Origin of the sequence: Acinetobacter guillouiae, from assembly GCF_002370525.2 — a bacterium.
Taxonomy (GTDB): Bacteria; Pseudomonadota; Gammaproteobacteria; order Pseudomonadales; family Moraxellaceae; genus Acinetobacter; species Acinetobacter guillouiae.
Genome location: NZ_AP014630.1, coordinates 128,349 through 140,800 on the forward strand (window position 1 = coordinate 128,349; position 12,452 = coordinate 140,800).

The window sequence follows — 12,452 nt, forward strand, 5'->3', positions numbered from 1 at the left end:
ATAAATGTTCCATTTTGAGAAAAGAAATTTATTTAAACTGAACATAAAAATCTGCTATTTGATAGTTTTGTGACGATTTTATGACAGGATTGTTCAGGCTAAAAAGCTTATTTAGATGAAAATGAATCAATCAGCGATACAAATACAATTTCACATGCTGAGACAATTTCTTCAAGCGATTGTTTAAACCCACCCATGACCCAGCGAACCGCAATTTGAGTTACATAGCCATTTAAACCTGTGGCAACCAAGGAAATTTCTTGTTCACTGCGTTCAATATGCGGCATCATCAGGGTGACAAAGGAGTGAATTAATCGGTCAAAACGGCCCATCGTTTCATGGATCGTGGCATGATTATGCAGTTCTTGAACCAGCATGGCATCGATATAAATAATACGCGCCACACGTGGATCATTTTTTAACATGGTAAAGATTGCAGTTAAGCCACCTCGGATCATATTTTTAGGATTAGGTGCTGCTTGCATGACGCCTTGCATCACGGTTTGCTGTAATTGTTCAATCAGTTGTAGAAAGATGACTTGGAACAGCTCTTCACTTTTTTTGAAGGACTCATAAAAATAACGTTCAGTCAGCTTGGCTTCATTACAAATATCTTTGACGGTGACAGAAAAAAAGCCATGCGTACCATAAGCTTCAATCCCTGCTTCGATCAACTTTTCTCGACGTGCAAGTTTCCGCTCAGATAAGGACATGCCTTTAAATTGACGCTCTTTGGCAGCTTTATTTATAGTTTTCTTTTCAGTGGAAAGTGGCTCATTCATTGTAAAAAATTACTCGTGTCATATTTGATTGTCACAAAGAAGCGCTTATTTTAGCAATAAAAGCCATTGAAACCTATTCTAGAATTTTTGTATAAAAAAACATCGGCTAAATCATAATATAATATTGACAATAATGATTGTCAAAATTATATTGAGCAAGTGAGCTGCACATCACTCTGAATGCTTTGTGCGGGTTTAAAAAAGGATAGACAATGAAAAATTTTAAAAACAAAGTCGCTGCAATTACTGGTGCTGGCTCTGGTATGGGACAACAACTTGCTATTTTATTGGCAAAAGCAGGTTGTCATTTATCCATTAGTGATGTGAATGAAAAAGGTTTAGCTGAAACCGTTGAATTGGTCAAACCATATAATGTTCGTGTGACCTCAAAGAAAGTGAACGTTGCCAAAGTTGAAGAAATGCGAGCTTGGGCTGCGGACACAGTGCAAAATCATGGTTCTGTAAACATGATTTTTAACAATGCTGGTGTGGCTTTAGGTTCTACCGTAGAAGGCGCATCTTATGACGAACTAGAATGGATTATGGATATCAATTTCTGGGGCGTTGTATACGGAACAAAAGAATTTTTGCCTTATATCAAGAAAACAGGTGATGGGCATATCATCAACATTTCGAGCTTGTTTGGTTTAACCGCGCAACCGACCCAGTCTGCATATAATGCATCTAAATTTGCAGTACGTGGTTTTACTGAATCATTACGTCAAGAATTAGATATCGAAAAGTGTGGTGTATCGGCACTATGTGTCCATCCAGGCGGCATTCGTACCAATATTGCAAATGATGCGCGTATGAATGACAGTTTACGTTCTTTAGGAATGAACCCTGACAAATCAGCAAAAGCATTTAATAAACTATTGCGTATGCCACCAGAAGATGCTGCTCAACAAATGTTGGATGCTGTACTAAAAGACAAACGTCGTTTACTTATTGGAAATGATGCAAAAACCTTAGATTTAATTCAGCGTATTTTACCGACTGGATATCAAAAAATTACAGGTTTTGCGACCAAGTTTAGTAAAAAGCTAGAACCAAAATAATTGATTTATAAAATGAAAAAACCGTCAAGCTGACGGTTTTTTCATTTTAGATATTGTGAAATAATCGAATCAATTGAAAATAAAAATCAGCATGCTTTAAATTCATTAATATTCTGCGGATTGGGATTGATACAATAATTTGTTAGAATAGATCAGAAAATATTAAATTTTTATTTTTATTATAAAGATAATTTGAATTGAGCATTTTATGAAGAAAGCCATTTTAAGCCTAAGTATAGGTATGATTTTATTCGCCTCACATTTAACCTATGCTGCTACTGATCAAGAGAATGCCAGTATTTTAGACAGTGTCGCTGGTGTACAAGACCATTCAAGTCATGATACGGCAGAAAATACAGAGCTTTATAGAGCAGAAATAGAACGACTCTACCCACAATATATCAAAGAGGATGAGGATGATCGGTTATATTCAGGTTTCTTAGCAGATTATAAATATAGAAAATTTTGGTCACAATATTTTGATCGTTCTGTGCAATATCTAGACTTATATCAAACAGCTATTCACCAAGAACAATTACGCAAAATAGATCCTGATCTTTCTAAATTGGATGCGATGTTATATTCAGATTTAACCATTATTTATCAATTGCTTGATCAAGTTCAGGAAGAATTAAAACCGGTTGTGCATTTTAATCGTAGCATTGTTGATAACATTCGATTTGATCAACCTTATCCTTTATTGGATGAAGATCAGGCCAGTACTTATCGATCTGCATTACATGATATGAATGACATTCAAGAAGCGCAGAAGAAACAGCTCGTTCTATTAACCCAAATGATTGACAAGTACCAAGATCAGGTGGATGAGTTTGCAACAATTGTGTCTAAACGGGTAAAAAAGCAGCATGAAAAAAATATCGACGTATTGAATCGAAAAGTGGCGTTGATTGGGCACTATTTATCAGCCCAACTGCAAGGCTATGATGCATTTAAAGCGACCTATAGTGTATTAGATAGCTATGATCTTGAAGCCCATACAACCTATGCCAAAAAATTCCAACAAGCTGCACAGTCAGAACAGAATATAAAAAGAGTGAAAGCGATCATGGCTGCCATCCCTTCAGGACAGGGTCAAAGTTCAGCACCCTCGCCACAGCAAAATCAGATCAGTGATTTACAACAGGCCAGTCAATATTGTAACTATCTGTGGAATGGTGAAGAGCAGCTTGATATTGGAAGCTACTTGGGGAAAACCAAGCAACAGTACATCCATGATTGTCATGAACAAAAGATCAAGATTCAAAAATTCTATGAGAGTCAGGTCTTTTTGGAAGCTGTCCCACAGCAAACCGTTATTTTATCCAATATGAATGCAATGGGAGATTATCGTCGATATGGGGACAATCTTTACTATACAGAAACAGAGAAAAATGCAGTCTATCGATTTAATCTTGTTTCATTCAAAGAGGAACTGCTTTACCAATATGCTTTAGCTTATGATGAAACTGGTTGTATGCACAACATGTGCCGAGGTGTCGGTGCAACCGATGTGGTGTTAAGCCGTGATGGCCAAATCATGTATGTGGCATCTTTGGATTATGACCAAGTTTTTGCAATCGATTTAAAGACCAAACAGGTATTGCAAAAATTTAAAGTTGAACGTTATCCACGCAAACTATTATTGGATAAACAGGGTGAAAATCTATATGTTTACAATGGTGTAGGGAACAGTATTTCACGCATCCAGTTGAAATCAGGCAAAATCACCACAGCCGCATTGCCAGCAAATTATCAGGAACACTTTTGTCGTGAAATCGATATGGTCTTTGAACCAGAGCAAAAAAGTATTCGTATTTTAGGTGATTGGGCAAATCATCCTTATATTTATATGAATACTGCGGATCTGAGTTTTTTTGAACTCAATTTTGATGTACCTGAAAAAGTTCTCTATTCCGTTGATGCGTATCATTCAGTGGTTGAGTTTTATCAAGATTCGGAAAACCAAATTGGGATTTATGATCGACGTGTTGCAGATATTGTAAGTGTAATTAACGTCCAAGATGAACCATCTACAAATCAAGATGAGCAAGAAGACAATCGCTATACTTATCGAGAGATCTACACCAGAAGCATACCTATTTTAATGGGTTATTTAGGTGATCAATATTTGTATTATGCTGAGAAAGCCAATTTTAACCGATTCAATCAGTTAAATAGTGCCCTAGATCAACAAGATTTAGATATTTATCTACTGAATCTTGTTGACCAAACGCAAGAAAATAGCCAAAAGGTTGCATTTAAACTACCTGCCAAACCTCAGAAAATTGAACTGCTGGAAAATGGAAAAATTTTAATCTTATTTGCTGAAAGCTATCTCAATGAGCAGCAAATTTTACCGCAAGCCTTAGTCTTTGATCCGAATGATCCAGCAATTCAACAAGTGTTTGAGCGTAATAAAAGCAAGTTATTAGGGCAGTCGGAGCTTAAAGTAATTGAGCTTTATCGAAAGGATTAAAATCATCTCGATAAAGCTCAACATTATTGATTTAAATGTATGGGCAAAGTGCCGATGCATTTAAATTAAGATCTCAATCGTTTTCTTTTTCCAAACAAATTGGTAATACAAACCTTGCATTAAGCATAAGCTGAAAAAGGTCAGTGCAAGCGCATACCAAATGCCTTGTAAACCAAACCACTGACTAAATAAATAAGCACATGGAACTTCAATGAGCAGGATGGATAAAATATTAAAAATCATAGGAACAGTTACGGTTCCGCTGGCCCGCATGATTGAGGCAAAAATTGCACTGGCACCAAAGAATATAATCGACCACAACACGATAAATAATAATTGTTGACCCAATTCAATCACCGATGGATCTGTAATAAACAGCGCCATCAAATATTTTGAACAAATATAGGCCAAGAGTACCAATGAGCCTGTAATCACGATATTACTCAGCAGCGCTGTACGCGTCACTTTTGCCAGCAGTTCAGATTTCCCAGCACCAATGGCTTGAGCGGCGAAGATGGAACCTGCAATGGCAATCGACAAAGCAGGGAATTGGATATAGTTGAGCACTTGGTTGACGGCGCCATAGGCCGCTGTTGCATGTGCACCATGTTGGTTAACCAGTCCAATCACCACCAGACCTGCGACCGAGTTGGTCACCATTTGAATACCTGTCGGCACGCCCAAACGCAAAATACTGCGACTAAATTGTGGGTGATAGCGGATATGCTGGATTAACGCTGAATCTGGTCTTAAAGCATGATCTTTTTTATTCAAATAGATATAGAGAAAAGCTAAGGTCGAAATAAAGCCTAAGCCACTGGCAATCGCTGGAGCAATAATGCCGAGCTTAGGTAGACCAAAATAACCGCCAATCAAGGCTGGCGTTACAATGACGCCCACAATGATCGTCAGACTTGATGCCATCAATGGTGTAGTACTGTCACCCACACCACGTAAAATAGAGGTGTAGGTGATATAGATGAATAGAAAAGGGCTACTCATTAACATCCATTGAACATAGGGCAGTGCAAGATGCATGATTTTGGGATCTATACCCAAAAGCAATAGAATTTCTTTGGCAAAAAACACCCCTAAAAAGGCAATGATTGATCCACCAATCAGGGTCATAAATAACAATGCGCCAACAATGGTACGCACTTTTTCGATATCTTTGGCGCCCCACGCTTGCCCAACCAGCACAGTTGCGCCTGTAGATAGACCAATCACAAAAGCCAGCAATAAAAATAGAATCGGAAAAAATACCGAAATTGCGGCAATCGCTTCTACACCGAGCATCTGCCCAACAAAAATGGTATTAATTGTTCCAGATAGATTTTGCAGAATATTGGTTAGAATCAGTGGGCCGAGGAAGATTAAAAAAACCTTCCAGAACTTGGGTTGGTGAAGCATATCGGGACGAGCTGGCATCTTTTATTCTACTGTCTATTTCGAGTGTCTTTATCTTATTGATAATATAACAAACGCTGAGTAAAAAGCCTGAGTATTTCAGTAACTCAGGCTTTAATTTTAAAAAGATGATCTGTATGGATCGGGATTAAATTTGATTTAAAATTTCACAGGCCTGAATTAAAGTTTGTTCCTTTTTAGCAAAACAAAAACGCACTAAACGTAAGTTTTTAGGGGCTTGCTTATAAAAAACAGAAACTGGAATCGCCACAATTTTATGTTCTTCCGCTAAGAATTTACACATCTCTACATCATTTAAATCTGGGCGAATTTGGCTGTAGTCGACATTTTGAAAGAATGTACCTTGAGAGGGAATTAAACTGAATTTTGAATTCGCAATACCTGAAATAAACAGGTCACGCTTTTGCTGATAGAAGCTTGATAGCCCATCAATATGTTCAGGATGCTGTTGCATAAAATTAGCAAGTGCCATTTGCACGGGGGTTACGCCACAGAAGTTGGCAAATTGATAAATTTGACGGAATACTTTCATAAGCGCTGGTGTTGCAATGCAATAACCTGTTTTCCATCCTGTCACATGAAAGGTCTTACCAAAAGAACCGACCACAAAACTACGATCTCTGAGCTCTGGAAATGACAATGCTGAATAATGTTTTTCACCGTCAAAAATCAAATGCTCATAGACTTCGTCTGAAAGCACAATAATATTTTTATCTTGAATCAGTTCAATTAAATTTAACCAGTCTTGTTTAGACCAAATCGCCCCAGTTGGATTGTGTGGAGTATTTACAATTACCATACGGGTTTTATCTGTAATTGCAGATTTGACTTGATTCCAATCCACGGAAAACTCAGGCGCATTGAGTGGGATATGAATGGCTTTACCACCGACCAATTGCACGCTTGGTGCATAGCTGTCATAGCTTGGATCAAAAATAATCACTTCATCGTCTTGATGAATGATGGCTTGTATTGCACTAAAAATCCCGATCGTTGCCCCCGGGGTGATGGTGATTTCTGTGACTGGATCAAGTTGTAATTGATCACGTTTTAAAAACAGTTGCGCCAGTTGTTCTCTTAGCGCGAATAAACCATCGCCAGCAGCGTATTGGTTAAAACCGTCCAACGTTGCTTGGCTCAGTGCTTGTAGCAACGCAGGTGGTGTATCAAAGTCCGGAAAACCTTGTGACAAGTTAAGGGCGTTAAGACGATGTGCCATAGCGGTCATGATGCTAAAAATGGTGACGCCTTGAGCAGGGAGTTTGGAGTGGATTTCGATCATGACCAGACTGATTTTATAAATGCGTTGGTGGCAGTTTAGCAGGTCGTTTTAAGGAGCTGAATAGGATTAAGTAATCTATTGGTTAGGGGGCGATGGGTGTTCAAGATCAATAAAGTTGTGTTTAATACAGATAGTAATTTTTTGTTACACAATATATTGAAGGGAGTTAAGATGATGTACGGGCTTTATAGCTCGTATTATATTGATAATAGCGGGTAGGGTTTGGCTTCGCATAACGACCATTATGTTAAATGGAGAGAAATTCACAAATTTTTATTCATGTTTCAAATTTTGAATATTACAGACTTCTTTCATAAATCACTTTTTACTCAGTTCTAAATTATAAATACCTGCAATCAAATTGAATCTTAAGCCAAGTCTTTTCCCTCTATTTCGATAACGCTCTGCAAGGATTTTGAAAGTTTTTAATGTACCAAATACATGTTCAATGACTATTCTTCTTTTATTAATTTCTCGATTATATGTTTTTAGCAAAGGATCTAATTCACAACGTTTTTTAGCCTTGCACGGTAACAAGCTATTGGGATATATAGCATAAATCCCTTGATAACCTTTATCTGCAAGAATAAATGAATTTGTTGGGACTAAATGCAGATTGCGTTTGAACAGTTCAAAGTCATGTACAGCGCCTTTGCTCATGCATAAACTTTGTATTTGCTGAGTTTTACAATGAATGATCGCTTGCACCTTAAATGTGTGAGCCTTTTTCTTACCACTATAACTTTTCTTCTGTTTTTTTAGGTCTTTGAATTGGAATTTCAGTGGCATCTACGATCACTACATTCCAGTCTATACCTTCCCCTTCGGGGATATCTTTGGGTAAATTAAACAAACCTGACTGAATTAAATTATCTTCAACTTGACGAACAATTCTGGAAGCTGTTGGCTCTGATACACCATAACTTGCAGCAACATGAAATAAGGTTCGATATTCTCTCCAATAGCTTAAACAGAGTAATACCTGATCTTCAAGACATAGTTTTGGTGGCCTGCCTTTAGAAGGAATTTGCATCTGCATTTGTTCAACCATTAGAGAAAATGTTGAACGAGATATGCCTGTATAACGCTTAAACTGAGAATCAGAAAGCTTTTTTGAGTCGAGATATTTCATATACAGATTATGCTTGAAAATCTTAAATTTTGCAGGATGAATATTGAACAAAAAGATGTACGTTTTTTGATTTATGAAAGAGATTTTACATAAAAAGTATATAATTTTTAATTAATTAGAACCTTAATTCAAATTTTGAGAAAATATAGTTATGGACAATATTCAGGATTACTTTAAAGATACAAAAGATTTATCAGTTGAGGAGTTAAAACTGGCAAACATTACCTCTAAAGAGCTTATCGATATTTATAATGACTATTCAAAATCCTTAAAAGAATTAGAAACTGAAGGAGTTTATTTAAGTAATAAGTTACAGTTTTGTGATGAAATAAACTCAGTTCGTTGGAGAGTTAAAGATCCTATTCATCTTCTAACTAAAATAGTCAGAAAAAGAAAAGAAGCAATTAAAGAGAAAAACAATAAATCTAAATACTTATCGATTAATGTTAAAAATTACAAAGAAATTATTACAGATCTAGTAGGCCTTAGAGCTATATTTTTGTTTAAACATCATTGGAAAATAGTAGATGGTTATGTTTGTAGTAATTTTAGAATAAATAAAGATGAAAATATTATTATTTATCATGCACCTGAAGATGATTTATCTTATTATTATGATGATGGTTATTTAAAAGAAATTAATGGAACTAAATTAAAATACATTAGATCTGAAAAGGCATCTAAATATAGATCAACACATTATATTATTGATGCTAATTTTCCTCATAATTTTAAACTTGAACTTCAAATTAGATCTATTCTTGATGAGGCGTGGGGGGAAATTGATCATTTCCTAAGATATCCTGATCATCAGGAAGATGCTCAACTCAAAAGACAGATGACAGTATTGAATGGGGCAATTAATGGATGTGAGGAGTTAGTAACAACCTATTTTAAAGAATTTCAAGAAAGAAATATTCAAATACTATCAGATGTAGAGTCCGAACTTAGTCATATAACTCAGACAAATACTTCAAATACTGCCCATACCCCTGAAGATATACCAGCTCAAAATCTTGATGAGGAGTTGAAAAAATTAGCACTATATTCAGATACGTCAAAGTATTTAAAGAATTTAGGTATTCATAGTGAATTTGCTAAGCAACAAGCTGTAATACGTGCTGCTACAAGTGGTCCTTTAGCTGAATTTGCTAAGCAACAAGCTGCAATACATGCTGCTACAAATGGTCCTTTAGCTGAATTTGCTAAGCAACAAGCTGTAATACGTGCTGCTACAAATGGTCCTTTAGCTGAATTTGCTAAGCAACAAGCTAAATTAAGTGAAGTAGATAGAAACTCTTATCCGTCTAATGTAGATATCGAAAGTAAAGAAAGTGAGAAGAAAAAGTCAAAAGATAAATAACTAATCCATTAAGAGGTGTGGAATTTATTATTTATAAATCTTAAAATTAACATAATACACCATATACAAAATGCTTGAATTTTTCCTTTTTGCATCAATATCTTATCTCAAGCCGTTCCAGAATTCAGTGCACTGGAACGGCTTTTTCTTGATTTCTCATGTTCCACGATTTTTTAAATCAAATTTTTACATAATTAAAAATTATATAGACTTTTTTGATCAAATATTTTTGAACATACTAGATTGAATAGCTTTTTTACTGGTTTGGTTAAAACTCTCTAATTTCTAATGGCTCATCCTGCGTATTTGAAATATGACCAAAGATGTACTTATCCTTATTTTGAAAAAAAATATCAAAGCTTTGGCTCATTAAAGGATCACACAGGCTTTGCTTTTGATAAATTACTGCTATTCGATTGATGTAGTAATTTACCCAGTCCGTTCGATTGGAGAATGCAGAATAGTCTTTTAGATCTCGATAGAGATGCTGTAGATCTGTTGAAATGCTCTCAATGTTGGGGTGGAAGAGCCAAACCGATATATCCAGTGGTTTAACAGCAATCAAGTTGTAAGGTTGCAATGGATCAAATCGCTCGATTTTATAGAGCTGTGCACCATGTTCGCTATAACTCGAACACACCAGTTTCGTATTTTCGACTTGGAAACATTCTTTTCCAATCTCTAACTCTCTCATCTGTCTTGAAATTTCAAGGCATTGAGGAAGTTTGTTTAGATCTGAATGCGCTAATTTTTTAAATAATTCAATAGATCTACTGACAACGTAGCCTTCACCAGTACCAGTAATGATACCGTTATCCCACTGATAAATTTTTGAAGCCATTTCTATATTGAACTGGCTTTCCTTCGTTTCTTTTAAAACAATTTTCTTATTGTCTGCTGCAATAATGGCGCTGTCATTTAATTGTAGCGCAATGATAAAAGTCATAATTTTAATGTAAGTTTTGAGTTATTGAATTTTTATATTAAACTATATTTATAACTAATTTTATAAAAACTTAATAAAAAGGTGGGCTATGGCAGGTGGTTCTCAAATTATTATCAATAAAAATGGCATAACCATAATCACTCCAGCAAAATTTGAAGTAAAAGCTGGGCAGCATATTTTTAAGAGCGGGGCAAAGGTGGAAACAAAATTACCTTTCCTCCCTGAAGGTACTGCATACAATTTACGATATTTATTTACTGACGATAATGGAATTCCTTATAAAAATACGCCATATACCGCAATCTATCCGAATGGATCGGAAATACAAGGTATGACGGATAAGGATGGTTACTCATCTACATTCTTTTCAAATGAAGAAAAAGACGTCCAAATTCATTTGGAGCTAAAATAAAAATGGGTATTCCACCAAGAAAAACATCAACGGCAAGAACTTCTACTCAAGAAAATAATACACAACATATTAAAATTACTAGAAAAAAACAGTTATTTCTTTTATTCTGGGTTGCTGAAAAAGATGTTGGTAAGGATTTTTTTAAAGAATCAGCTCAAACGAGATTAATAAATATTAAAACACTCAAAAATTTTGATGAAACTATCCATAAGGTTCATTGCCCTCCTTTACATGGATTCACCGAAATTCAAAAAATTATAGATTATTGGGTTAATCATTATGGTGGGAAAGATCTAGCTGAAGTAAAAGAAGTAAGCTTTTTTTCACATGCTGGGTTAGATGGTCCTATTATTTATAGTGCAATAAATAACACTCCAGTGGAAATGTTAGAGCCTCAATATAAATCACAACTCATTATGGAATATTGGCAAAAAATTAATTTCTATTGGGCTAAAGATTCTAGACTAAATTTTTTTGGTTGTAATACTGCATATTATAAGAACAAAAATAAACGCTTTGTTCGTCAAGTTTCTCAGTCTAATAATGTTAAAGATATCATTGTTTCAGGGCAGTCTACTTCTTCTTTTCCTTCATTTTACCCAGACAAAAGATTTACAAGTTTAGCTAGGTCATTAACTTTTAAAAACGGACTGACATCAGATCCTTACGATAAAATTAATCTTAGTCCTTCAATAGCTTGGGATGTTGGACCAACATATATGGTTGGTGGAAATGAAGGGGAAGGGAAGAAAGCTTTAAAGCGCAGTGAGAATACTCCAGTGAATAAAATGCTTTTTTATAAGAATGATTTATTACTATCGGAATCATCTCAATCTTTTTTTAATGATCATAGAGTTGATCGTAAGAATGATGATGGTTCTAAAGAATATGCAGAGTTAATTCATTGGAGGGCAAATGGCTTTGATAAATAAAAAAATAATTTTCCTGATCTTCTTTATATTTTTCTTAGGATGTTCACAAGATATGCAAGAGTCCACCCATTTAAATTTTAGTATAGAAAATAAGGAAAGTTTGAAAGATTTAAATGTAAATTTATTTACATATAAAAAAGATTTTAATTCAAAATGGTACGGTTTGGTTAAGAAGGAAACAATTGTTAATCAAGGGAATTTAATAAAAAACACTTCGATTAATTCTAATGTTTTTTATTATGAATTTTATGTGTTTAATACTAATTTTAATAAAATGTATTATACCGAAAATATTATTAAGGATAGTGTTGTAGAAAATGACTACTCTTTTGCAGAGGATCATCTAAAATTTAAAGTTTATAGAAATAAAGAGTTGTTTAGCGATGGTATTTTGTATTACAAAAAATTTGAAAATTCTGGAGTAAAAAAATTTATTTACTATGATCCGAACAAAGCAAAGTTTGAACTTACACAATTAGAGCCTGATACAATTGCGACCCTAGAATCTATGACATTTGAAGAGTTGTTAGAAACAGATAAGCTATTAAATAAAGATATTTTAAAATTAAAAAATATATCTATGAGTCAAAAGAAAAAGTTAATTGAGGCACATAATATGAAGAAATTTGAAAATTGAACTT

Annotated in this window: 12 protein-coding genes; 6 read left to right on the forward strand and 6 right to left on the reverse strand. The window is 34.8% G+C overall.

Features of this window, described 5'->3' with window-relative positions:
• Positions 1–107 precede the first annotated feature (107 nt).
• Positions 108–782 carry a TetR/AcrR family transcriptional regulator gene (locus tag AS4_RS00545; RefSeq protein ID WP_096732526.1) on the reverse strand — a complete coding sequence of 225 codons (675 nt, stop codon included), beginning with the start codon at positions 780–782 and terminating at the stop codon, positions 108–110.
• Between the two features lie 212 nt (positions 783–994).
• Here AS4_RS00545 and AS4_RS00550 point away from each other — a divergent pair, with 212 nt between their 5' ends.
• Positions 995–1,840 (forward strand): SDR family NAD(P)-dependent oxidoreductase, encoded by an 846-nt coding sequence (locus AS4_RS00550; RefSeq protein WP_004818325.1) that lies wholly within the window; start codon positions 995–997, stop codon positions 1,838–1,840.
• Between the two features lie 208 nt (positions 1,841–2,048).
• The gene (locus tag AS4_RS00555) at positions 2,049–4,316 is read left to right on the forward strand and encodes a YncE family protein (protein WP_096732528.1); all 2,268 of its coding nucleotides are present in this window, start codon (positions 2,049–2,051) and stop codon (positions 4,314–4,316) included.
• A 60-nt stretch (positions 4,317–4,376) separates the two neighbouring features.
• On the opposite strand, the gene AS4_RS00560 is transcribed toward AS4_RS00555, so the two are convergent.
• The 4 genes from AS4_RS00560 to AS4_RS00575 form a co-directional block, all read right to left on the reverse strand.
• On the reverse strand, positions 4,377–5,744 hold the full coding sequence (locus tag AS4_RS00560) for an MATE family efflux transporter (protein WP_004718718.1): 1,368 nt from the start codon (positions 5,742–5,744) through the stop codon (positions 4,377–4,379).
• Between the two features lie 127 nt (positions 5,745–5,871).
• Entirely contained in the window at positions 5,872–7,026 is a 1,155-nt protein-coding gene (locus tag AS4_RS00565; protein WP_096732530.1) for a methionine aminotransferase, read from the reverse strand.
• Between the two features lie 318 nt (positions 7,027–7,344).
• A complete protein-coding gene (locus tag AS4_RS00570) occupies positions 7,345–7,815 on the reverse strand; it encodes a transposase family protein (protein WP_096732533.1) in 471 nt (156 codons plus the stop codon).
• The gene (locus tag AS4_RS00575; RefSeq protein ID WP_096734197.1) at positions 7,763–8,158 is read right to left on the reverse strand and encodes a transposase family protein; all 396 of its coding nucleotides are present in this window, start codon (positions 8,156–8,158) and stop codon (positions 7,763–7,765) included. The genes AS4_RS00570 and AS4_RS00575 overlap by 53 nt, the downstream gene beginning before the upstream one ends.
• 151 nt (positions 8,159–8,309) lie before the next feature.
• Between AS4_RS00575 and AS4_RS00580 the strand changes: the two genes are divergently transcribed.
• Positions 8,310–9,521, forward strand: coding sequence for a nucleotidyltransferase family protein (locus AS4_RS00580; protein WP_096732537.1), 1,212 nt, complete (start codon positions 8,310–8,312; stop codon positions 9,519–9,521).
• 268 nt (positions 9,522–9,789) lie between these two features.
• Here AS4_RS00580 and AS4_RS00585 read toward each other — a convergent pair whose 3' ends face one another.
• Positions 9,790–10,467, reverse strand: a complete 678-nt coding sequence (locus AS4_RS00585) for a hypothetical protein (protein ID WP_096732539.1) — start codon at positions 10,465–10,467, stop codon at positions 9,790–9,792.
• Between the two features lie 88 nt (positions 10,468–10,555).
• Here AS4_RS00585 and AS4_RS00590 point away from each other — a divergent pair, with 88 nt between their 5' ends.
• The 3 genes from AS4_RS00590 to AS4_RS00600 are packed head-to-tail and all read left to right on the forward strand — an operon-like array spanning position 10,556 to position 12,448.
• Positions 10,556–10,879, forward strand: a complete 324-nt coding sequence (locus tag AS4_RS00590) for a hypothetical protein (RefSeq protein ID WP_096732541.1) — start codon at positions 10,556–10,558, stop codon at positions 10,877–10,879.
• Positions 10,880–10,881: 2 nt separating this feature from the next.
• A complete protein-coding gene (locus tag AS4_RS00595; RefSeq protein ID WP_096732543.1) occupies positions 10,882–11,811 on the forward strand; it encodes a hypothetical protein in 930 nt (309 codons plus the stop codon).
• Positions 11,795–12,448: a hypothetical protein gene (locus AS4_RS00600; RefSeq protein ID WP_227548106.1), complete on the forward strand. Its 654-nt coding sequence runs from the start codon at positions 11,795–11,797 to the stop codon at positions 12,446–12,448. The genes AS4_RS00595 and AS4_RS00600 overlap by 17 nt, the downstream gene beginning before the upstream one ends.
• Positions 12,449–12,452: the final 4 nt, after the last annotated feature.

Excerpts from the sequence above, each read along its gene's own strand:
- AS4_RS00545 (WP_096732526.1), bottom strand. The coding sequence starts at position 782 with ATGAATGAGCCACTTTCCACTGAAAAGAAAACTATAAATAAAGCTGCC.
- AS4_RS00550 (WP_004818325.1), top strand. The coding sequence starts at position 995 with ATGAAAAATTTTAAAAACAAAGTCGCTGCAATTACTGGTGCTGGCTCT.
- AS4_RS00555 (WP_096732528.1), top strand. The coding sequence starts at position 2,049 with ATGAAGAAAGCCATTTTAAGCCTAAGTATAGGTATGATTTTATTCGCC.
- AS4_RS00560 (WP_004718718.1), bottom strand. The coding sequence starts at position 5,744 with ATGCCAGCTCGTCCCGATATGCTTCACCAACCCAAGTTCTGGAAGGTT.
- AS4_RS00565 (WP_096732530.1), bottom strand. The coding sequence starts at position 7,026 with ATGATCGAAATCCACTCCAAACTCCCTGCTCAAGGCGTCACCATTTTT.
- AS4_RS00570 (WP_096732533.1), bottom strand. The coding sequence starts at position 7,815 with ATGCCACTGAAATTCCAATTCAAAGACCTAAAAAAACAGAAGAAAAGT.
- AS4_RS00575 (WP_096734197.1), bottom strand. The coding sequence starts at position 8,158 with ATGAAATATCTCGACTCAAAAAAGCTTTCTGATTCTCAGTTTAAGCGT.
- AS4_RS00580 (WP_096732537.1), top strand. The coding sequence starts at position 8,310 with ATGGACAATATTCAGGATTACTTTAAAGATACAAAAGATTTATCAGTT.
- AS4_RS00585 (WP_096732539.1), bottom strand. The coding sequence starts at position 10,467 with ATGACTTTTATCATTGCGCTACAATTAAATGACAGCGCCATTATTGCA.
- AS4_RS00590 (WP_096732541.1), top strand. The coding sequence starts at position 10,556 with ATGGCAGGTGGTTCTCAAATTATTATCAATAAAAATGGCATAACCATA.
- AS4_RS00595 (WP_096732543.1), top strand. The coding sequence starts at position 10,882 with ATGGGTATTCCACCAAGAAAAACATCAACGGCAAGAACTTCTACTCAA.
- AS4_RS00600 (WP_227548106.1), top strand. The coding sequence starts at position 11,795 with ATGGCTTTGATAAATAAAAAAATAATTTTCCTGATCTTCTTTATATTT.